At 37.7% G+C, this 20713-nt stretch carries 29 protein-coding genes; 4 read left to right on the top strand and 25 right to left on the bottom strand.

The features are described from left to right. Nucleotides 1-15 precede the first annotated feature (15 nt). The 25 genes from AC3E8G_RS09485 to AC3E8G_RS09365 all read right to left on the bottom strand — a co-directional run bounded on the left by AC3E8G_RS09485 (nt 16) and on the right by AC3E8G_RS09365 (nt 17451). Nucleotides 16-576, bottom strand: a complete 561-nt coding sequence (locus AC3E8G_RS09485) for a capsid assembly scaffolding protein Gp46 family protein (RefSeq protein ID WP_490677586.1) — start codon at nt 574-576, stop codon at nt 16-18. A gap of 100 nt (nt 577-676) precedes the next feature. Continuing rightward, complete coding sequence (locus AC3E8G_RS09480; protein ID WP_490677585.1) at nt 677-1642, bottom strand: minor capsid protein; 966 nt, start codon at nt 1640-1642, stop codon at nt 677-679. Beyond that, entirely contained in the window at nt 1608-3095 is a 1488-nt protein-coding gene (locus tag AC3E8G_RS09475) for a phage portal protein (protein ID WP_490677584.1), read from the bottom strand. Before AC3E8G_RS09475 ends, AC3E8G_RS09480 begins: the two co-directional genes overlap by 35 nt. Nucleotides 3096-3102: 7 nt before the next feature. Continuing rightward, nucleotides 3103-4383, bottom strand: a complete 1281-nt coding sequence (locus AC3E8G_RS09470; RefSeq protein ID WP_490677583.1) for a PBSX family phage terminase large subunit — start codon at nt 4381-4383, stop codon at nt 3103-3105. Continuing rightward, nucleotides 4364-4801 (bottom strand): terminase small subunit, encoded by a 438-nt coding sequence (locus AC3E8G_RS09465; protein WP_490677582.1) that lies wholly within the window; start codon nt 4799-4801, stop codon nt 4364-4366. The genes AC3E8G_RS09470 and AC3E8G_RS09465 overlap by 20 nt, the downstream gene beginning before the upstream one ends. A gap of 158 nt (nt 4802-4959) precedes the next feature. Further along, nucleotides 4960-5454, bottom strand: a complete 495-nt coding sequence (locus AC3E8G_RS09460; protein ID WP_490677581.1) for a DUF1492 domain-containing protein — start codon at nt 5452-5454, stop codon at nt 4960-4962. Nucleotides 5455-5627: 173 nt separating this feature from the next. Beyond that, nucleotides 5628-6017, bottom strand: coding sequence for a hypothetical protein (locus AC3E8G_RS09455; protein WP_490677580.1), 390 nt, complete (start codon nt 6015-6017; stop codon nt 5628-5630). Then, nucleotides 6017-6337 (bottom strand): DUF1372 family protein, encoded by a 321-nt coding sequence (locus tag AC3E8G_RS09450; protein WP_490677579.1) that lies wholly within the window; start codon nt 6335-6337, stop codon nt 6017-6019. The genes AC3E8G_RS09455 and AC3E8G_RS09450 overlap by 1 nt, the downstream gene beginning before the upstream one ends. Before the next feature lie 313 nt (nt 6338-6650). Then, a complete protein-coding gene (locus AC3E8G_RS09445; protein ID WP_490677578.1) occupies nt 6651-7157 on the bottom strand; it encodes a DUF1642 domain-containing protein in 507 nt (168 codons plus the stop codon). Nucleotides 7158-7193: 36 nt separating this feature from the next. Then, nucleotides 7194-8213 carry a DNA cytosine methyltransferase gene (locus tag AC3E8G_RS09440; RefSeq protein ID WP_490677577.1) on the bottom strand — a complete coding sequence of 340 codons (1020 nt, stop codon included), beginning with the start codon at nt 8211-8213 and terminating at the stop codon, nt 7194-7196. Nucleotides 8214-8462: 249 nt separating this feature from the next. Beyond that, on the bottom strand, nt 8463-8975 hold the full coding sequence (locus tag AC3E8G_RS09435) for a MazG-like family protein (protein WP_490677576.1): 513 nt from the start codon (nt 8973-8975) through the stop codon (nt 8463-8465). 144 nt (nt 8976-9119) lie between these two features. Beyond that, a complete protein-coding gene (locus AC3E8G_RS09430; RefSeq protein WP_490677575.1) occupies nt 9120-9410 on the bottom strand; it encodes a DUF3310 domain-containing protein in 291 nt (96 codons plus the stop codon). 328 nt (nt 9411-9738) lie between these two features. Beyond that, nucleotides 9739-11067, bottom strand: coding sequence for a virulence-associated E family protein (locus AC3E8G_RS09425; RefSeq protein ID WP_490677574.1), 1329 nt, complete (start codon nt 11065-11067; stop codon nt 9739-9741). Then, complete coding sequence (locus AC3E8G_RS09420) at nt 11064-11879, bottom strand: bifunctional DNA primase/polymerase (RefSeq protein ID WP_490677573.1); 816 nt, start codon at nt 11877-11879, stop codon at nt 11064-11066. Before AC3E8G_RS09420 ends, AC3E8G_RS09425 begins: the two co-directional genes overlap by 4 nt. Before the next feature lie 19 nt (nt 11880-11898). Beyond that, nucleotides 11899-12408, bottom strand: a complete 510-nt coding sequence (locus AC3E8G_RS09415) for a DUF669 domain-containing protein (protein ID WP_490677572.1) — start codon at nt 12406-12408, stop codon at nt 11899-11901. Nucleotides 12409-12446: 38 nt separating this feature from the next. Beyond that, nucleotides 12447-12611 carry a hypothetical protein gene (locus AC3E8G_RS09410; protein WP_490677571.1) on the bottom strand — a complete coding sequence of 55 codons (165 nt, stop codon included), beginning with the start codon at nt 12609-12611 and terminating at the stop codon, nt 12447-12449. 11 nt (nt 12612-12622) lie between these two features. Next, nucleotides 12623-13447 carry an AAA family ATPase gene (locus AC3E8G_RS09405; protein WP_490677570.1) on the bottom strand — a complete coding sequence of 275 codons (825 nt, stop codon included), beginning with the start codon at nt 13445-13447 and terminating at the stop codon, nt 12623-12625. Nucleotide 13448: 1 nt separating this feature from the next. Next, nucleotides 13449-13799 carry a hypothetical protein gene (locus AC3E8G_RS09400; protein ID WP_490677569.1) on the bottom strand — a complete coding sequence of 117 codons (351 nt, stop codon included), beginning with the start codon at nt 13797-13799 and terminating at the stop codon, nt 13449-13451. 109 nt (nt 13800-13908) lie between these two features. Further along, nucleotides 13909-14979, bottom strand: coding sequence for a DEAD/DEAH box helicase family protein (locus tag AC3E8G_RS09395; protein ID WP_490677607.1), 1071 nt, complete (start codon nt 14977-14979; stop codon nt 13909-13911). 122 nt (nt 14980-15101) lie between these two features. Next, nucleotides 15102-15662 carry an NUMOD4 domain-containing protein gene (locus AC3E8G_RS09390; protein WP_490677568.1) on the bottom strand — a complete coding sequence of 187 codons (561 nt, stop codon included), beginning with the start codon at nt 15660-15662 and terminating at the stop codon, nt 15102-15104. Then, nucleotides 15643-16110: a hypothetical protein gene (locus tag AC3E8G_RS09385; RefSeq protein ID WP_490677567.1), complete on the bottom strand. Its 468-nt coding sequence runs from the start codon at nt 16108-16110 to the stop codon at nt 15643-15645. The genes AC3E8G_RS09390 and AC3E8G_RS09385 overlap by 20 nt, the downstream gene beginning before the upstream one ends. Then, complete coding sequence (locus AC3E8G_RS09380; RefSeq protein ID WP_490677606.1) at nt 16111-16593, bottom strand: siphovirus Gp157 family protein; 483 nt, start codon at nt 16591-16593, stop codon at nt 16111-16113. It lies immediately after the preceding gene. A 16-nt stretch (nt 16594-16609) separates the two neighbouring features. Beyond that, a complete protein-coding gene (locus AC3E8G_RS09375; RefSeq protein WP_490677566.1) occupies nt 16610-16882 on the bottom strand; it encodes a hypothetical protein in 273 nt (90 codons plus the stop codon). Next, nucleotides 16876-17160: a hypothetical protein gene (locus AC3E8G_RS09370; RefSeq protein ID WP_490677565.1), complete on the bottom strand. Its 285-nt coding sequence runs from the start codon at nt 17158-17160 to the stop codon at nt 16876-16878. Before AC3E8G_RS09370 ends, AC3E8G_RS09375 begins: the two co-directional genes overlap by 7 nt. A gap of 99 nt (nt 17161-17259) precedes the next feature. Then, entirely contained in the window at nt 17260-17451 is a 192-nt protein-coding gene (locus AC3E8G_RS09365; protein ID WP_129821848.1) for a DNA-binding protein, read from the bottom strand. Between the two features lie 298 nt (nt 17452-17749). On the opposite strand from AC3E8G_RS09365, the gene AC3E8G_RS09360 reads away from it, so the two are divergent. From AC3E8G_RS09360 to AC3E8G_RS09345, 4 genes are all read left to right on the top strand, one after another. Then, nucleotides 17750-18106, top strand: coding sequence for a helix-turn-helix domain-containing protein (locus AC3E8G_RS09360; RefSeq protein ID WP_490677564.1), 357 nt, complete (start codon nt 17750-17752; stop codon nt 18104-18106). 10 nt (nt 18107-18116) lie between these two features. Continuing rightward, nucleotides 18117-18497 (top strand): ImmA/IrrE family metallo-endopeptidase, encoded by a 381-nt coding sequence (locus AC3E8G_RS09355; RefSeq protein ID WP_490677563.1) that lies wholly within the window; start codon nt 18117-18119, stop codon nt 18495-18497. 20 nt (nt 18498-18517) lie between these two features. Continuing rightward, nucleotides 18518-19399, top strand: coding sequence for a TM2 domain-containing protein (locus AC3E8G_RS09350; protein ID WP_490677562.1), 882 nt, complete (start codon nt 18518-18520; stop codon nt 19397-19399). A 122-nt stretch (nt 19400-19521) separates the two neighbouring features. Then, entirely contained in the window at nt 19522-20649 is a 1128-nt protein-coding gene (locus AC3E8G_RS09345; protein ID WP_490677561.1) for a tyrosine-type recombinase/integrase, read from the top strand. Nucleotides 20650-20713 lie beyond the last annotated feature (64 nt).

The following is a 20713-nucleotide window of genomic DNA, read 5'->3' as shown; positions in this document are numbered from 1 at the left end:
CTCCTTTAAGGTGTTTTATTTAATGATTCGGGAATTTCGGAAAATATCCCCTTTGTTTGACTTTTCGGACCCGCTAAAATCTGAAGAAACTTTAGGAGGTTCCGATTGTGAGTATTCAGCCTTGATTTCACTAATAATACTTTCAAGGTCTGAAATAGCTTGTAAGGTACCTTCAGTGGTATCTTTAACAACAAAAGAAATCACTTTATCATTGACCGGTAGTTTCCGGCTAGAAAGTGTTTTAATAGCTTCATCTGTTAATTCTCGCTTGGTTTGTTCTTTTTCAAGCCCAGCGATCTTATCAAGTAAAGCTTGCTTTTCTGCTTCAGCTTCTTTCCGGCGGTATTCTTCTAATTCCTTCCCGGTCAGTTCGCTTTCTGCCTTGTATTTTTCCAAGGCTTTAGAAATTGCGTCCGCTGTATCTTTGGAATGTTTATCTTCCAAGGATTTCAGACGGCGTTGCATTTCTGCGACTGATACCATCTTTTCCGGTTCCTGTGTCGGATTGCTAGCTTGTTCCTCAACTGTTTCCGGTGATTGTGGATCAATCGCCTGTGTGTTTTGATCTTCTGCCATTATTAGGCTCCTTTCTACGCTTGACGGGCAACCTCCCCGAACTCATGCAACTTTTTGTGTCTTTAGCACGGTTTGGACAATAAAAAAAGAAGGTGAAATTTTAATTTTCATCTTCTTTGTTTAATTTAAAATCGTTTAAAGTGCTTCTACCATCTTTGTATTTTAGTTCAATATGTCCATAACCCGAACACCTACAATTAGGGTGCATAGGGTACATATTCACGCCCTTTTCAAGTTCATCAACCGGGAAGGCTTTCCCGTCCAAAGGTGCGCATATCTCGCACGCTCCAGGTTCGGCCACAAAAATAAAATGTGTAAACTCATTGGCCACTAACATTTCTATTTGTGTGTCCGCATTGATCCGGGCTATTTCTGTTTTAATCAACCTTTCAGCATTTGCCTGACTAGTACCATATTTCTTAGCAAGTCTTTTCCGTTCTTCCTTGTAACCCATCATATCCGTGTAAATACGATTAAGGGAAGCAAACACGTCTTTTTGTAAGGTTTGTTGTAAGCCTGTCTTACCCCAGACACGGCTTGAAAAAGATTCACCGTAGAAATCAGCGTCTAAAATCGCCTCTAGGCGCTTCTTCACTCCCTTGGATGAATTACCCAAAATCCCCGCTTGTCGTTCAAATTCACGTAGTATTTCGCTTCTACGGGCATTGTCAAACATTTCATAAGTTTCAGCCGTCAAATTCTGAATTTCAAGATCTAATTCAGCCTTTAAGAGTTCCAGCCGGCTTACTTTCATCTTTAAGTTGTAAACTCTCAACCATTCATTAGTAGCCGGGCTGAAATCTTTTTCTTTTACAGCCTTGTAAGCCTTGCGATTGAACTTGGTAACGTCCATTTGGTCAGCCCGTTTCATGGCTTCCTGTTTGGTTAAGCCCTCACGGCCCGCATAATTGATATAAAAACGGTCTATCTTCCCTTGTAAACGGTCATAAGATTCCTGGTAAATTTCAACCAAGGCCCTTTCACGGTCTAAATCTCGCTTCATTAGGGCGCTTTGTGCCTTGCGTTCCGCGTTATACTTCCGATTGTCCGCTATTTTCAAGTTCATCCGTGATACCTACGCTTTTCGCTCGTTCAAAATCGCTTGCGCCTTCCTCTTTCTTGATACGGTCTATTTCTGTTTCATAGTCGGTAAAGCTCGCGTTATTAAGTAAGGTTTCTTGTGATACTTCCCCGCCCGCTTCAATGTAAGCCTTGATTTCCGTCCAAACGTCTTGTGGTAAGTTAGGGTGGAAAGTGAAGGTTAGCTTGTCAGCTTCAATTTTAGGACCATTTACAGCCTTATGAATGTTACTGATTAACTCATAACGGCGACGCAATGCCTTAGTAAAGTAGGTTTCTTTGTCTTTGCGTACCTGTTCCAGTCCAATCATCTTATAAAGTAAGGCAATTCCTGACTGTGTAGAATTAAAGCGATCATCATCAAGGTTAGGAATACGACTGAAGCGGTGAATATCATTCGCCAAACGGTTCTTATAAGCTTCCGTACCTTGTACATCATATTGCTTATAAATATATCCGGCGTCCGCTGTCGTTTGTTGACCATTTGCACTAATTCCGGTCTGAAGTAATAGCGTGTTTGCGTCTTTCATTTTGGCCACGTTGTCAGCCGTTGCCCCGATAGCTTCCAAATCACCCTTAATCAAAAGCATAGCGTCGTTCAAATCGCTCATATAATTGGCGGTGTCTGATTCGCTAGCGTCGTAAGCGTCAATTAAAGAAATTTCACTTTCATAGTCGCCCATTCTATAGCGATTGTTCCACCATTCAACAACTGGAATATCGTTATAATTATGCTTGGTTGCTTCATCCAAAACAAGGCGCGGGCTGTAATAAGTAAATGGTTTATACTTAATTACTTGATCTTTAGTATAAACAGTCATATTGACACGCTCGTTATAGATTGGAAGGTGAACCGCGCATATAATATTCTGTTCCACGGTCAAATCTCGGACAACAAACATTTCAAGCGGACTAATTAAAACCACTCGGTCCATATTATCCCGATCACGGAAATGATATTCATAAGCCCGGCCATAAACGGAAGCGTCAAAGGCTAAATCACTATTTAAAGCGTTAATATCGTTATTCCATTCAATCTCCTTAATTGATTGTAACTGGTCTTTATTTCCACCTTCTAGCACTCCCACGGTTACCGGATTCCCAATAACGTAAGAAGTAGCAAAACTTGAAATATAACCACCCCAGCGGTGTCTAACCCGGTAATCTGCCTTTTCTTTGTCCATCCGGCGTTTACCGCTTAAAATGCTGTAATTGTTCCCCTTAGCATAAGAATCTAAAATCCGTAAGCGTTGTTTTTGATGTTCAAAAAACGCTGTCAGCATATCCCGGAAGGCTTTCTTTCCTCCTGGTGTGTTAAGCAATTCTTCAGCGGAAGAATATCTAAATTGTTCATTGGCTAGCCTACTAAATTGTAAACTATCATTACGGGTTGAAACTTCAATATCCAAACCGTGTTCAAATTCATTCACATGATCCATCTTTTACCTACCTTCTAAACAAGCGATTTACTTTGGAAATCGTCTTATTAACATCCAATTCCTTTTTCTTTTGGAAAATTCGATCTTGAACCGCATAGCGTACCGCGTCCAAACAGTGGTTATAACTGTCTACCGGTTCGTTAATGTATTCATTAGTAGCCTTGTCTTTCTTCCATGTATAGTTTTCCAATTCTTCTATGGTCTTTACGCACCTTTCATCCACGATAATTTCATATTGTAAAATGTATTGAATCCCTTGCATGACTGACCCAGGGCCTTTTATAACATCAATTACCCGTGGAATATCTAGGTTCCTTAGTTCCTGATTCGATTTCTTTTCAGCACTATCCGCCCGGATAATCTCTTTTGAATAGCCCAGGGCCTTGATCGCTTCAGCTATCTTGTCATTCGTAAGGCCTTTTTTAACGTATTCCTCCACAATATATAGACGCTTGTTTTCTTCATCAATTTTGACGTGCATGAATGCGCTGGGGTCATTTATGAAACCATAGTCAAGACCAAAATCTGATGGAATGTGACTTAGTTCATCCTTGTTTAGTAATTGTTTTTTATATTTTGGAAAAACAAGCTTGTCCAGGGTTGCAAACTCCCCCAGGGCGTATATTTTATAATAAGCCTCGTTCCGGTCAGCAAGTTCTTCTATATTCTCTTTTGTGAGATCATCCAAAAACCTATTGTCTTTGTATGTCGTTTGATAGATAACTGTATTCTTAGGCATTTTAACAAAGAAAGCGTTATATACCCAATTAACCTTAGACACCGGGTTAAACATCAAATAGATCTGTTTATTAGGGTGTTTCTTGTCCCGCAAACGCAAGGTAAGCTGTGTATAATCATCTAAAGTAAATTCAGACGCTTCTTCCATGATTACATCTGAAATCCCTTTAATGGATTTAATTTTTTCCGGGTTGTCTAACCCTTTAAAAATAAATTGGGCGCCGTTTGGTAATTCGATACGGTAAGCGGAATTATTAACCTTACAGGCACCAAGTAGACCCCAGGCTTCCAAGCATTGTTTAACATCTTCAAAGATAGAATCGTAAACGCTGGATCCAACTTTCCGCAAAAAAAGAACCTTCCTTGGATATTTCCAAGCCTGAAGGCTCTTAAAAACTACTTTCTGAATTACTCCATGACTTTTACCGGACGAAGCCCCGCCATAGTGAATTTCTGTAAAGGTGCTATAGTCGGTTAATTTGTCGTAAATATGTTTATTAAAAACCCGACTAGGATTCTTAATTTTTATTTTAATCTGTGGTTTCTTCATCGTCCCAATTTCCAAGTTCGATTTCTACCACCCGTTGAGTGATTTCTTGCCTATCCACAAATAAGCCGTATCGTTTACCTAAATCAACCGCGGAAGCCCGTCTAGTTGCTACTGATGGTTTTGCTTGTACTACCTTTTGAGTTCCTTCACCATCTAGGACCAAAAGCGGTTCAGTGACTTCACCACGCATAACAGCGGTTAGGAACTCTAACACTTCTTGTTGATCCGCGACGCGTTCAGATTTTAATTTTTCAAGTCCAGCTTCTATATAAGCTTTAATGTCAGTTTTGGTCAGTAATTCATTTCCATTTGTCTTAGCTGTTCCATACTTAGCCTTTGGATAAGCTTTCAAATAAGCTTCCGTAGCGTTTAAACTGATTATATATTCATCCGCAAACCTTTTTTGTTTTTTCGTCATTCCCAAAATCTTTTGGCTCCTTTCTGGTAAAAATAAAACAAAAAAAGGATAAAACGCCGTTGTTTTATCCCTATTACTTGATACTAACATTTTATCACATTGATATAATCGTGCCTTTACAATGAAAATATATGAAATTTGAACTATACCGGCGATTATCAAACGTTATCACCATTAATAATTCTGTCCAGTTCATCAATCGCGGACCGTTTCAAGCGGTAATAAGTAGGTATAGAAATACCGTCTAAATCGTTACAAATATCCAAAACGTGTTTTTTAACAATATAAGTAAGCCTTAATACTGTTCTTTGTTTAGGATCTTTCAGCTTATTGATAACCCTACTTAATTCTAACTTTCTGTTAATAATTTCAGTAGTGTCTTGTTCTATTGCTTCCTTCATCACCACTAATTGAGTGTACACATCATCAATTTTCCGGCCTTTTCCACCGGATATTTTATCAACTTGAAATTTCGGGCTTGATAATAGCCCGGCTTCCAATTCATTGATTTCATCCATCCGACTTTTAATGTCAATGTCTAATTTCTGCAATTCATCAAGTAAATCCTGTGCCTTACTAACCAATTCCCCCGAACCCCTTTTCGTTATAAATAATGATATAATATTTTTATCTCCTATTTTTTCATTTTTCATAACTCCTAAAAAGTCGGTTTTGCAGTAGGCCGGCTTTTTTTAATTTTGGGGCGCGTGTATCAAACGCCCCCCTTTTTTAAGATTTATCAATATAAAGGAGTACCCCCATTCTAATTTTTTATTTTTGATACACTAATCACTTACAAGCTTTTCAGGGCTTGCAAGCGTAACATTCATTCTTCCACATTCCAAGCTTTTTCCAGGTAGTGCCTCGCGACTACCCTTTTTTTTATCTTTCTTCTATGCTTAACTTCTTCAGATTCTTCTTTTCTGTAACTATTGACAAATTCCATTTTGATATTGTCAAATTTCCATGTATCGTTACTCTTGTAATCATCCATGTATTCATCCATGCACTCAAGTAGAAAGTTTGGATCCATTACACCTTTAAAGGATTTCAGCATAGAAGGCGGGGGAACTGTCCCCGCTTTTCTATACTTGTTTATCCGATTCCTAAAACATTTAACTTGTTTTACTCCCAGGCTTTCTATAAATCCTTTATGGTCCGGAAATTCTGAAGCAAGTTCTTCATATAGCTTGAAAAACTTTTCAGCGTTACTCACTAATTCCCAATTCCTTTCAAATATTCAGGCATTTGGTCCCCAATTCTTAGGCTGTCATACTGTTCCTTATTAACTAGGAAGTTACCATACCCGCTTATGGTCACCGTATAACGCCCCTCTAGGACGTTTTTAGCGTTTATAGTGCCGGTACGGTCAATTACACCCCCGGCACCTTTAACCTCATATACAACCATTCTAGGCTGGGTTTCAAGTCGTTTAATCTCTTGTGATTGGTTTACAACTTGAATATTAAGGACGATTATTTGAAAAACAGCAAGGAAAGCAAGGAAGTAGCTAAAATATTCTTTTTTAGTTGTCATTTCCCCCCCTTGATACAAAAAACACTAGCCCGGCTAGTATGAAGCCAATCAACCAAACAAGGCCAAATAGTAGGGCTATAATATCAGAAAGTGTTAATATGATTTTCATCACTTCGCCTCCGATTTCTTATCAAAGCCTTTTCAACACCATACAATGAACCTAAAGTTGTTAGGATCCTACGTGGAATTTGTGCGCCGTGCGCTTTAAGACATATCTGGCATTTCTCAAAATCCACATAGGCCACTTCGGCAATATCTATACATTCTTCAACCCACCCATACCTTGTGAATGCGTCTATAAACACACTATCGCTCATTCCTCCACCTCCTCAATTTCCACGCCGGGGCAATCAAACACCCAGCCAAATCCGGCTTGTTCAAGTTCTTCGTAAGTGTGATTAGTTCTGATTGCATCAATCTCCATTTTGGATTCAATAGTCCAAGCCTTTTCTGCTTTTCGATAATTTAAGTAACTATTATAATCGGTAATTCCAATAATCTTCACAATATACCGCTTCTCTTTCTCGATTGTGTAGCCATTGATCCAAGCAAGGGCAAGCGTTTCTTGGTTACATTCGTCATAAAACCATTTTTGAATCCCTCCACATTCTTGATCGCCTACAAACTCAAACAAATCTTCTAAATCCCATTCGCTTTCTTTGGCGTGTTCAATATAATCACCCACACACTGCGGGACTGTGACTTTCTGCGATTCGTCTAGTTTATCCAAATCTTTTAACACTTGTTTTATTTCAACTTTCCCAAACGGGTATTTTTTTAATAAATCAGCGTAATAGTTTTCCAATTCTTGTTTATTCATCTTTTTTACCTTTTATTTTTAAGGGAATCACAATAATCATTTCAATTCCTTCGCTATCGCTTCAATCACATTAACGGTCACGCTATTCCCAGCTTGTTTATATAATTGACTGTTTGAGTTGACCTCTTGCGCCTTATCAAAAGCCCAGTCCGGGAATCCTTGCAATCTCCAGCACTCACGAGGTGTCAGTTTTCTAATTCTAAAGTCAGGCTCTACCACTCCTTGACTCTCACCCGTCAATAAAGTATTCGCTATCTGTTTACCAACTCGCCCTCTGCGAGTTTTAGAATTCGGGTGTGATAGGTTCACACTATCACCGATTGTAGCTTCAGCATATCCTCGTTTTGTTGCTTCCTTAACTCGGATTTTAGGTTCAAGGTTTCCGCCTTGATACGCTCTGATAGTTGGTGCTATGCCATCTGTTTCGTAAACAATCCCGCTCTGGTTGAAGTTCGGTTGGATTGTCCCGTATTTTTTGATTTCATTTTTTAGTCCAGGGTCAACGTTTTCAGCTTTTCCTCCGAAAGGAAAAACATTTCTGGAACGTTCTCCTCTAAAATGTCCGATAATGAACACTCGTTCCCGATTTTGGGGGACTCCGAAATTTTTGCTGTTAAGCACTTGCCATTCCACATCATACCCGAGTCCATCCAACGCTGAGAGGATTGTCTCAAAGGTATTGCCCTTGTCATGGTTGAGGAGTCCTTTAACGTTTTCAAGGAATAAATATTTAGGTTTGAGAATAGAAGCGAACCTTGCAATCTCAAAAAATAGAGTTCCCCTAGTATCTTCGAATCCTCGTCTAGCTCCCGCAATGCTGAAAGCTTGGCACGGAAATCCTCCGCAGATAACGTCAACGGGTCCAATAGCTCGGATTTCATCGTCTGTGACTGTTGTAATGTCATGTAATTCAATTTCTCCCTCTGTGTTATGTATTGCTTTATAACTGGCTCTTGCGAATTTGTCTATTTCGCAAAAGCCGATACATTCATGGCCGGCGGATTCCATTCCTAAACGGAAGCCACCAATCCCGGCGAATAAATCTAAAAAATTCACGCTTTCACCTCGTTTATTTTACTTGAAAATCATTGTCATGTTTGACAAATTCCGTAGAATTTCCTTTTTCTCCTTCAGTTCCTTTTCTGCTTCCTGTTTCTTCAGTAGGATCTTCAAGATTTCTTTGTTTAGTTGATTGCGTTCCCTCATTTTGGATTTTTCCGATTTTTCAAGCTTCTTTAATTGTGATTCTGTTTGTTCAATTTCTTTTAAAAGCTGTTCCCTGTATTTTATCCGCATTTACTCTTTTTATAAATCTTCTTCTTTTACAAAAGAACCATTAACCCAGCGACCTTTTCGGTCCTTAATTTCGTTATAAGCGTGTTCAAAACAACTCACAAAGTCATAATGCAATTCTTTACAAATATTTTCCAAATAGATAATAATATTTGAAAGACTGTACTGGATACCCGCTTCAATCCCTAAATCCTTGGATACTTTAGCTTGAAAGGCATTATCCACTAACATCCAAATAAGAGTGGAAACATTATTGAAAGGCTTGTAATCGTCTTTTTCTTTGAAAAATACTTGTTCCGGATTGACCCCGGCCATCATAGCATAGCCTACGACAACCACGGCCACATCACCGATTGAATCCATTATGACTTCATGTTTCCCTTTGAGATAACCGGCCACTAATTCGCCGGTTTCTTCAATCAATTTCAAGCCTTGCTTGTCTATATCCCCTTGACTAATATCACGGGCAATGAACCAATTCTTGGTATTAAAAAGTAAATCACTTGTTTTTTTATCAATCTGCATTTTTCTAAATCCTCCTTTAATTGCTTAATTCTTTTTCTAATCCATTCTTTCCGTTGCTGTACAGCCGTTTTAGGGAAGAAATTTCTCAACCGCTGGAAATGTGCTTCATCATTTAATTGATCTTGATATTTCTTAATTGTTTCTTCAATTAGTTCCCGCTTCATTCTTCCCTTTCTCCAAATACTCAATTAACCAACCCAAATATTTTTGGGCCTTTTTTAAATCTTCCAGGCCATTCTTTTTTGAATGTCGTAAAACATACTTCACGACATTTCCGAAAAAGAACCCTTCAGCATATTCGGGACATGGTGCAAAATTTTTGATCACGTCAATGACTTCCATTCCATTTTGGCCCTTGTAATGATTCGGCTCATTAACCAAATCTTGTTCCACAAGTTCCGATAAAACTTGCTCAAAACTCTTTTCTTTTTCCATATTTATCCTTTCAAAAAGTTTGTGAAATTTTCAAAGTTACCGAGTTACCGTATTTTTAAAACTTTTTAAATATTTTCCTTTTATATTTTTTACAAACGTTGATATAATAGGGTTTCTTATTTTTTATAAATATTTTTATACTTTTTTTATAAAATACGGTAACTCGGTAACTTTTATATAATTAGTAGTAATAAAGTCAGTAATATCAAGGGTTTTCACGGTTACCGTAAGGTTACCGATCTCCAAAAAAGTTACCGATCTCCACCCCAAAGGTTACCGTAAGTTACCGAGCGGTTACCGTAAATTTTTTTCACAAAGTCATAAAATGTTAATCAATTTTAACAAAGCCTTTGATTGTTTTTCCGTTTGCTTTATAGGCTTTTTTCTCCCAATTCGGGAGGTGCCCTATAATCAGATTGATTTTCGCGGAAAGCTTCCGATCATTTGAATTTTTCATAAATAAGTTGTACATGATTTCACGGGTTGAAACTCGTTTGAGTTTTTCCATCCCAAATTCAACTTCCGAAGAATTATCAAACCATGAAGCAGTATATTGGTGTTGTTTCTGTACCGTCATTTTCTCCCAGTTTGAAGGGATAGGCATTTCAAGATAATCCATTACCTGTATTTCAACTTCGTCCCGGTACATGAATTTTTCCCGGTATGTTTCAAGTTCAGCTTCCGTTTCCGCGTCAAATTTCAGTTCAAAGCCTTCTTTATAGATTGAAACAGCCTCACCCCAAATCTGATCTATTGTAGCTTGTTCGATTTCCATAGGGTGTTTTTTTTGCCTTGCACCATCCACCATCACGGAAAGGAAGCGCCGTTCACCGGTTTTATCTTTTAGATATTCCACCTGGTTAGTGGTCCGGGCCAAAATGAAGTTTTTGGCAAACTCTTCAGTTTTGGACATATAAGGCCGGCGGTAACGTAAGCTAGTTTTTGAAATAAAAGCTTTTGTTTCAGCGAATGACATTCGGTTACTTGCTACCATTTCATCATCATTGACGATTAGGTTTTTCAACATAATGTCAAAATTATCCTTATTGTTAAAATCTGTTACCGCGTCGGTGTACCAAGGGCCACCGATTTTCTGAAGTAGGGACGTTTTACCTACACCCTGACCACCGACAAGATCTAAAACATAGTCAAACTTTACGAATGGTTCATAAACTTTTGCCACGGCTCCGATTAGCCACATTTCCGCGATTTTTGAAATTAGTTCAGTATCTTCAGCGCCCAGATAATGTTGAAACATTTTTCTAATTCGCTTCCTACCGTCCCATTTCATGGCCACGCGCTCCATGTATTCTTTTACTGGATTGTAAGACCGTTCAGAGAAGAAAGTTTCAAGACCGGCCTTCATGGCGTTGGGTGAATAAACAACCCCTAAATTGTTTTCAAAATAAACGGTAAGGACACTTACAAAACTGGCGGGTAATTCCCCGGCTGGAAATGTGGTATTTCCTAACCGGATTTCTTGCGTCAATTCATATTCCTGGGAGAAGTCATTACGCCTTAGATATTGCCCTAACTGTTCATCAGCTTTCAGGCACATTACCACATTGGCCGGACTAGTAGCCTTGATAGCACCTTTATCCGTCAAAACCAACTTAGGATTTTTGTCTATACTTACGACATTACCAATCTTTCTCACCCCCTTCTATCTTTCTTGATCATGCTTTCTACCGTCCTTTTCACCTCAATATCAGGTAAAGGGTTAACGCTGTTTCCGTTTGCGATTTCTGCAAGCCTTAGAATATATTCATCATCCACGGCCCGGAAAAGTAAACCGCCTACAAATTTTGCTAGTTTGTCATTCCGTCCGCCTTCATCACCAAAACCTACCGCGATAGTTTCAAATAATTCTGTTGTTTGGTTCCGGTCACGGGTTAAACTTCTTTCTTTTAGGTTTTTAAGCCCTTCCGAATTATACCCGTGATTTTTCTGGTAGGTTTTCTTGATGGCCTGGATCAATTCTTTTGAAGGTGTAACCATTGTTCCGCCTTTACTTGATTTTTCCAGGTCCCACTCATATTGTCCTTTTTCCGTTGCGGACGGTGCCACCAAAACATAATTATTTTCATGTGCTTTTATATCCACCCCTGGGAGGAAACCAATCATTTGAGTGATTGGGGTATCTTCCCGCTTGAAGTAAAATAAATGCTTTCCACCGCTTGCGGTCTTGGCTTGTAAGGTCGGTTCAATTAAGTTTAAATACTTCCAACGTTTGAGTGATTCAAACCCGTTTTCTTTTCCATGCTTATCAATATCAATCACAAAGAAATTAGTAGTCTTTAAGGCTATGTTAGCGTTTGGGTGCTGGTCCCAAAAACTCGCTATTTCTTCCGCTGTCATTTTGGACTTGTCCGCAAACTCTATCATAGACCTTTTATTTTTAGGGTTGATAGGAATGACGGAAAAGCCTAACTTTTGATATTGTAAAGCGTAGTGCTTCATGCTAGCCATTCCTATTTACTCCTAAATTTTAGAATGGTAGATCATCATCATTGATTTCAATAGCGTCGGTATTTGGTAGGCCTTCAGCTTCATTAAGATCATAATTGCGGTAAGTTTTACCCTTGCTTTCTGATTCAATGATTACCAAAGTATAGTAGGTTCCTACCGCTTTACGGTTAAGGGCTTCTTCAAGGGCCTTACCATCATCAAAATCAGCTTTTAGGGGTGCGTCTTCTGCAAAGGCCAAGGCTTTTTGGAAAAACTTGATTGTACGTTGTACTGACCAGCCAATATCTTTTCCGTTCCAAGTATCCAAGGTACCGAATGAAACATATTCAGTCCGGCCGTCATAATCACCACCGCGGATTTCAAAGCGATATTGTAGGCTTTCCCATCCGCTTTCTGCTACGTTGAATTGTGCAGATTTAAGAATGGCTTGGTATTCACCGGCTGGAATTGGTGCCGGTCCGTTTGCGCTGTCTTTGCGTGGATCAAACCCTTCTTTTTTAATTGATTGTGCAATGTCTAGTAAACTCATTTTTAAATTCCTCTTTTTAATTCTTTCTATTTTTTTAATTATTTGTATAAAACCGTTGCAAACAAAAGTAACCCTGCTTGCGTATCAATAAAATTTTGTTTAACGTCAACAACTTCAACTCTTTGGGAAAAAGCATTAAAATCTTTTTCAAATTCTTCTAATGAATCATGCTGTAAGTTGTATTCAAAAAGTGCTATTTTCATAAAATCCCCCTTTAGAAAAGATCATCTTCAGAAATATTTTCTGTTTTTTGTGGTTTAGTCGCCTTTGGTTTTTCTTCCTTGGCTTCTTCCTTTTTAGCTGGTGCCGGCTTGCTTGGTGCTTTTGCTGGTTCCAAGGCCCCGCGGATTGTTGATAAGATTTTCAAGATAGCCTTATCATCAACCTGATCCATGTAGTATTTCTTGCGTTTGCGTTCCACTTCTCTATTGTAGTTATTGCCTACTTTTTCGGTGTGAATCATCAAATCCGAATTACCATTAATTAGGTTTACATACTTGTCCTTTAGGCTTGGTTTGTCCTTGGTCGCGTTGCCGTTATCATCATATTCAGAAACTTGACGGCTGATATAAATGACGTTCATAGGTAAGGCCTTTAGGTCAATTACCATTTCAGTGATCGCCTGATTGAAAAAGTCGTACCCTTTTCCGTAAGGAATTTCTGACAAAGATTTCAAGCGGGGCTTTCCGGGCGGTGTCAATTCATCACAAACGGCAATTTTAATCATTTCAATTACATCATCAATAACATCAACTACCACCGTCTGGTAAGTGTGTTTTTGAGTTTGTAAGGCCAAAAGGATTTCACCAATTTGAGAAATGACGCTTTTAGTAATTCGCCCTTGTTCATCCTTTTCATTTACAAGTTGGATTGAAGGGACGGTATTCGCTTCAGCATTGCCATCTGTATTTAGGACGATAGGCGCCGGAAATTCATTCGCAAGGTAGCTTTTCCCAGACATGGTTTCACCATAAAAGAAGAAATTTCGTGGGGTGTCCTTTGGGATCTGTGGTTTATTTTCTGGAAGTTTAAAGGCCATTTTATTCACCATCCTCGGAAAGTTTTTTTCCTAAAACTGTTTTTAAAAAATCACCAAAATTTAAAAGATCATCCGATTCATTTTTTTCAATTTCGCGGACTTCATCCCCGTTAGGGTATGTAAGTTCATAGGTTGCATTGACTTCAATGATTTCAGCGTCAAAGGCTTTCGCAAGGTTTTTGAGTTCTTTCTTTTGTTTTTCATAACCTTCTTCGCTCATAGTTAAGGCGTTTTGAATTTCGTCAGTGTAGCCATTTCGAAAGGCTAGGCGCCCGCGATCTTTGTAGCTTTCCAAAAATTCGCCTTCTTTTTTGTCACGGAATACATAATATTTAGCTGTTACTTTAGTCATTGTTTTGTTCCTCTTTTTCTTTCTTTTCTTCTTTTGTTGAGCGTTCCCCTAAAAGGAAACCTACCATAAAAATTAGTGTACCGAATACGATTGCTTCAATATTCATCTGTTACCCTTCCTTAAAATAAAATTCAATAATGTTTACATCATTTTGTTGCCGGCTCCCTGTCACCCGCCAAAGTAGTTGCCTATAATCGTCATACTCCCCGGATTCTTCACTTACCGGATCTAGCACTACAATAGTCTTATACTTATGTTGTAAGCCATCCACTCCGACACCTAGAACTTGACTAGTAGCAACTACTACCTTGTTTTCTAGGCCTTCTTGTCGGCCCCCGGTCCATATTCCTATTTCCGGGTGTCGGTCATGGATCACATTAACGACCTGTTTAGACTTGCTTACTATCAGCATATCTTCAGGGCTTCGATCTATTAAACCGTCAAGCGTGGTTAGTAACGGGGTATCTTGGTTTATTGGTTTCAATTTTGGAAAGTCAACTTCTACCCCGGTTTGTTGTAAGTAGCGTTCAAAGGTAGCCCGGCCAAAGGATTGTTTTGCTATGGCCGTCTTTCCGTCAACCGTTACTAAATTCAACTTTCTAAACGTCTTTAAAAGTTCCGGATTTCCGACTTTTAAAGTGTTCTTATAGAAGCGGATCTTGTAGCCGTTGTTTTCCGTTGCTTGCTCAATCTTTTCAATTTCTTCCCAGCGGAAGAAGTTAGGGAGATTATTAACATAGCTTTCATAGTTCTTAAAGTCTTTCCATTTTTCTTTAGAGTAAGAAAACGGATCGTAAACCATTTGGCCATGTGTTTTCTGCCAATCAAATTTATTATTTGGATCAGCGCGCCCAAAGATTGTTTTTTCAAGCGGGTAAAAGTTCAAACCTTTTTTCCGGATTGGGGTAGCGGATAGCCCTATAGTGTATTTACGCTTTATTTTGCGATATAAGCCCCTTAATTTGTCACTGCTCATATTCTGCCATTCGTCTATTATTAAGACGTCACAAGCGATTTTAAGGCCCTTTTTAACCCTGTTCTGTAAAGTTCTATCCGTGATAATTTCAAAATCGCAATTATCCGAATAGTTGAACTTTTGAACCGTGTCTTTCCAGCCTTCAAGAATGGATAAGCGGTTATTTAAGATTAGAACCTTTTTAGCTTTCTTGTGCTTACAGATTTCAAGGGCGCAAATTGTTTTACCTCTACCTTAGCCTCCCAAAGCTTCAAGAAAAATTCCGTTGGTTAATCTTGAACTTCGGGACACCGCCTCCTTTTGCCATTTTTTTAAAATAATATTCATTAAATTTTATACCTCCATTTGTACCCTCCGGCAAAAATTCTATTTTCGTGAGATAAACAACTTTTAATATTCATGATATGAATCCCCGTGGCTAGACTTGCTTCTCTGATACTTTCAAAAGTTGATATTTTGTTATCATTTTTATCCAATTGTTCGATAGATCTACTTAATGTTTTTGAAACCCTTTCATTGTGGCTACCATAATTATTATTTTCTTTAAAGGTAGCCCATTCCAAATTTTCAGCACGGTTATCATTTCTAACTTCATTGCGATGGTTTACCGTAGGTTTATTTTCTGGATTAGATATAAATGCTTCGGCAACTAGTCTATGGACTTTATGTTTTTTGACTTTACCATTTTTACTTAGAGACACTACGTAATATCCATGATTATCATTGTAAGGTTTTATAATTCTTGGTTTTATAGTTCTATCAGCATTTCCTAAACCATGTTCGATTATTCGTTCGCAACTTTTAACATTTCCTAAATTAGAAATTTTATAATAACCCTCGTATCCAACTATGTCTGTCCATTTCTCGTTACTGTTCGTGATATTCACTCACCACCTTCCCGATATCTGAAACAACTTCTTCAATGTCATTTCTCACGGCCCAGAATAAGCCCAGCCGGACCGACGCCCTTACATCTTGGTGATGGCTTTTGTCAAACTTCCAAAGGTTCAGGGCTTTTAATAGTTCATTTGGTATGTCCGATTGATACCCGGCATTTCGTTGTAAAATTGCTTCCGGAAAAAATAACTGAAAGTAAGCGATAGTTTCTAAAACTGAATTATCCTTAGATAAGTCATTATCACGCGCCTCGAATTTTTCAATTATCACCACGTCCGGTTTTAGTTCATAACCTACTTCATCAAACCACTGTTTAATAGCCGGTAGTCCTTTAGGTACTACCCAATGGTTAATTAAACGGGCATTATTGAGATAAGCAATCCCAGAAGTGCTATCTTTGGCCTTATTTGATGATGGATCAATAGTTAAAATTTTCATCTATTTGATCCGTAAGCTACGGTTTTCCTGAAGCGTAGCGCCCTTCACTTTTTTACCTTCGCTCAAAACTTCATAAAGTGCCTTTTTATTTGGGCTTTCAGTTACCTTTTTCACCCAATATTTTTTAGGTAGGTTCGCTTCATCCACAATGACACTAGCTTTTGAGTTCTGAACTGTAAGGGTGAATAATTCACCTTTGATTTTTGTTTTCCCGGTAATTTCCATTGAAGCCTGAAGGTCACGTTTTAAGCGCTCAATTTTCTTATCAGTGCTTTCTTTTTTCTTTTTGAAACGCTCTTCCTCTTCCTTGTAAACCTTTTTATCAGCTTCAAGGTTGCGGATCAGTTTAGCGTAATTTTCCGCCTTAACTTCAATTTCTTCATCCAATCCCAGCGCTTCAATAGTGTCCAATTTGGTTTCATCATCAATTTCCAAATTGTAAATGTCCAAATACTGGCCTGTTAATTCGTATAAAGTAGCCATTTTTACTTCCTTTCTTTTAAAGAACTTCAGCCATTCCCCAATCATTATCAGAAATTGAAGCTTTTCTTAATAGCGCCATTTGGCTATTGTATTCTTCAATAACTCTCTGATCGTGCGCCTTAATTTCATCTTCCCAAAGGGCTTGTAATTCAGCTACTTTGTTTTCTTGTTTTTTCTTGCGTTCTGCTTTTCGATAATCTCTCACGGCTGTGATAAAACCGGCTGTGAAAGAAAATCCGGCAACTAGTAGCACCCCGGCCACTTGACTGGTTAAACTTGGTTCTAACATTTTTCAATTTCCTTTTCTTGTTCTAAAATTTCATATACGTCTTTTAGGTCGTACATTTTTTCCCGTCCTTGTTTTCTGTACTTCAAGCCCCGGCGCCTCAATCTCTTAATGTACCCGTGGTCAAAGCCAAACCTTTTACAAAGGTCTTTTTGGTTGATTGGTAGCCGTTCCGCTTCCAATTCTTTTCTAACTTCTTCTTTTGCGAATTGAAGAAGTTCTTTAATAGCCATCTTTGCTATTTCGTCATTCAACAAAGGCGGTAAACTTATGTTTTCCATCTTCACCCCCTCAACTATGCGGGCAAGCTTAGTTGTGTTATAATGTAGGTAGTTAAAATTTCTGAAGCGCTCAATCTTTTGGGTGCTTCTTTTTTTTGTTTAGTCGATATTGTAATCGGCTATGACTTGCAAAATAAACTTATTTGCTTTTGGCCCACGGGTTGAACCGCTCAAAATGTTTGTTACTTCCTGGCGGTCCCGCCCATATACTGAAGCCAAATCGCTTTTTTTGATATTGTTTGCTTCCAGAAATGCAACTACTTTTTTGCGTCCTACGTCAATATCTGGCATATATCCTTTTCCTTTCTTCTTTATTGTAAACAGAAAAGCAACTAAAAAATTAAATATATTTTCAAATTATTGTTGACATTTTTAAATGGATAATTTAAAATGAATACATAAGAAAACATTGATAATTTAATAAAACCGGTTCGCCAAAACTTAGTTTATTTGTTTATCTTTTTAGTTGTTTTTTTAGTTGTTTTTCACTTACAAGAATCATTTTAAATCATTTGTTTAAAAATGTCAACACTTTTATACAAATAATTTGAAATATTTTTGTCAATCCTTCAGAAAGGTTGATAAATCAATGCTTTACACGTTTGAAAAAATTAAAGAATTATCGAAAAAGCGGGGTCTTTCTTTAAATCAGCTAGAAGAAAAGCTAGGTTATAGCAGAAACACCCTCTATTCTTTAAAGCGTCAAAATGTCAGCACCAAACGCCTGCAAGAAATTGCGGACTATTTAGAAGTGTCTGTTGATTATTTACTAGGGAAGTCGGAAAACCCTACTATTGCTTCTAATAATCAATCAGATCAAACCGCCTTTAATGTCGAAGACATGGCTAGCAATGTCATGATGTTCGGTGGGCGCGAATTAACCGAAGAAAAGAAGAAAGTAATTCAATCCATTATAGAAGCGTATCTAAAGGGGACTGAAGAATAGGTAGAACGCCTTGACTGAAAAAGAAATTTTAAAGGGTTATGATATTACTGTACACACATTTGATGGTAATTTATTGCCTGATGAAGTTGGTTTTTATGATCCTAAAACCCGAACGGCTTTCATTTCCGATAAGCTTGATAAAAAGGAAAGAATGAAAGTGTTACTTCATGAATTGGGCCACCTTGACCATACACCAGCGGAATACACTAATGCTAGGGTACGCTGTGAGAATGAAGCGAATAGAAATATGATCCATCACTTATTAAAAGACGCCCTTTCTCAAATAGAAAATAAGGCGGATTTTAATTATATGAAGTTTATGGAGTATTACCACTTGACCACGGTCGCGGATGAAATAATGATCAAGGAAGAATATAAAGCCTTAATTTAGAAAAAAAAGGAGTTTAAAAAGTGAAAATTGGAGTTAGAACGCCCAGCCTTAAAAAAAGTTTTAAAGCTAGGACAACCGGAAGAATAAATAGAACCTTAAAAAAATCAGTAAATCCCTTATATGGAAAAAAAGGAATGGGATATATTAAAAATCCTGAAAAAGCTATTTATAATAAAGTTTACCATAAAGTAACAATTGACCCTTTAAAGCCGTTGAAGAACGGAAGCCGTAATAATACCAAGCGAACGGCGCCGGAACCTGAATTAGTAAGGTATAGCTTTTATAAAATTGAAACCAAAGAATATATTTGTAATAAATTAATGTACATTCTTTTAGCTGTATTCTTAGGAATTTTCGGGGCGCAATACTTCTATTCAGGCCAAAAGAAAAAAGGCCTTTTGTCCCTGTGTTTCTTTTGGACTACTGTACCTTTCTTTGTTGGTCTATATTGTGCTTTAGTAGCTCTATTTTTGAAAGCTGATTCAAACGGGAATATAAAAATAGCTGATAAAGAAAAAATAAAAACGGATCAACTTGCAGAGGCAAGTGAAGCAATGAAACAAATAGAAAAGTATTCTATTCCATTAATGACTACTTCAGATCTTGAAACCTATTCAGATTCATTAAAAAATACTTTAGACAATCTTTCTAAACTAGCGCCTTTGTGCGAAGCTTTCCTGGAAAATAAGGAAGTTAGGGCGCTTGCTGAATCCGTTGAAGGAATGTATAAAGGCTTAGAAGGTGAAGAAAGTAACTTCATTAAACGTTATTACTCCGAAAAATTAGAAATTTCTAAAAGGTCAGATGATCCGGAATATTTGAAAATTAGTAAACAAAAGTTGATTGATTCAGGAATCTTTTCAGATTCAGGACTAGAACTAATTGAACTTTTATACAAATAAAAAAACCTTTCCAGCTTTGGCAAGCTAGAAAGGAAGGACATGAAAAAATTACACTTGTATTTTAACACTTTTCTTTCACTTCTTCAACTATGCGGGCAAGCTATCGAAAAGAAAGGAAAGACATGATTAAAAAATACACTATGAAAAATGGGGAAACCCGTTACTTATTCCAAACTTATTTAGGCGTGGATCCTTTAACCGGAAAAGAGAGAAGGACCACGCGCCGGGGATTTAAAACTATCAAGGAAGCCAAACAAGCTGAAAGAAACTTATTGCTAAATGTGGAGGAAAACGGGCTTTCTTCTAACCGATCTGAAAAGTCCTTCAAAGAAATTGCTTATCTATGGTTTGAAAATTATAAAACTACCGTCAAGGCTTCTACTGCTTTCAACACAAAACAAAAACTCGATTACATGATAGCTGAATATTTTGAAGGCATGAACGTAGACAAAATAACTGTCATATTTTGTCAATCGTTGTTTATTAAATTAAGCCAAAAATATTCCATGTATGCCAATTATGCTTCGATTATCAATCGTATTTTAAAGTATGCGGTAATGTTAGATATTATCAAAAGCAACCCGATTGATAAAATAATCAAACCCAAGGCGAAAGAAGTAGAAAAAAAAGATAACTGCTACACAAAAGAAGAGTTAAATAATTTTTTAAAGTTAGCGAAAAAAGAGAGTGCGTTATTTTATACCCTTCTGCACACAATAGCTTATACGGGGTTAAGGCGTGGTGAAGCACTAGCCCTTAAATGGTCTGATATAGACTTTGAAGAAAAGACTTTATCAATAAGCCGTACCACCGCATACGTTGACGGAAAACAAGTTTTACAAACCCCAAAGACAAAAGCAAGCAAGCGTATTATACCTATTGACGATTATACTATCAGCGTTTTAAAGAGTTGGAAGCTGGAACAAAAAAAGCAATACTTTAAAAATGGCGTATCATTTTTGCAAGGTGAAAACTTAATCTTCACAAATTCGTACTGTACTATGTTCGTGCCTAATGAATTTTCGAAAAAACTTAGAAAATTTATTAAAAAGTACAATCTAAAGCCTATCACCCCTCACGGCCTACGGCACACACACGCTAGCTTATTATTTGAATCTGGTATCCAACCCAAAGAAATATCAGACCGACTAGGCCATAATAACATTCAAACGACACTTGATCTATACACACACATAAACGACAATCAACGCTATAATGTGGTTGAAAAATTCGCAAATTTTATGTCGTAGTCAATTTCGTATTCAACCTATTCAATCCCTTGTGGCTGTAAGGTTGACTTGTTTATACCAAAAA

The organism is Streptococcus sp. SCPM-O-B-15294 (M123) (assembly GCF_058200455.1).
The sequence above is the reverse complement of the archived record's forward strand: the minus strand, read 5'-3'. Positions and strand labels throughout refer to the sequence as shown.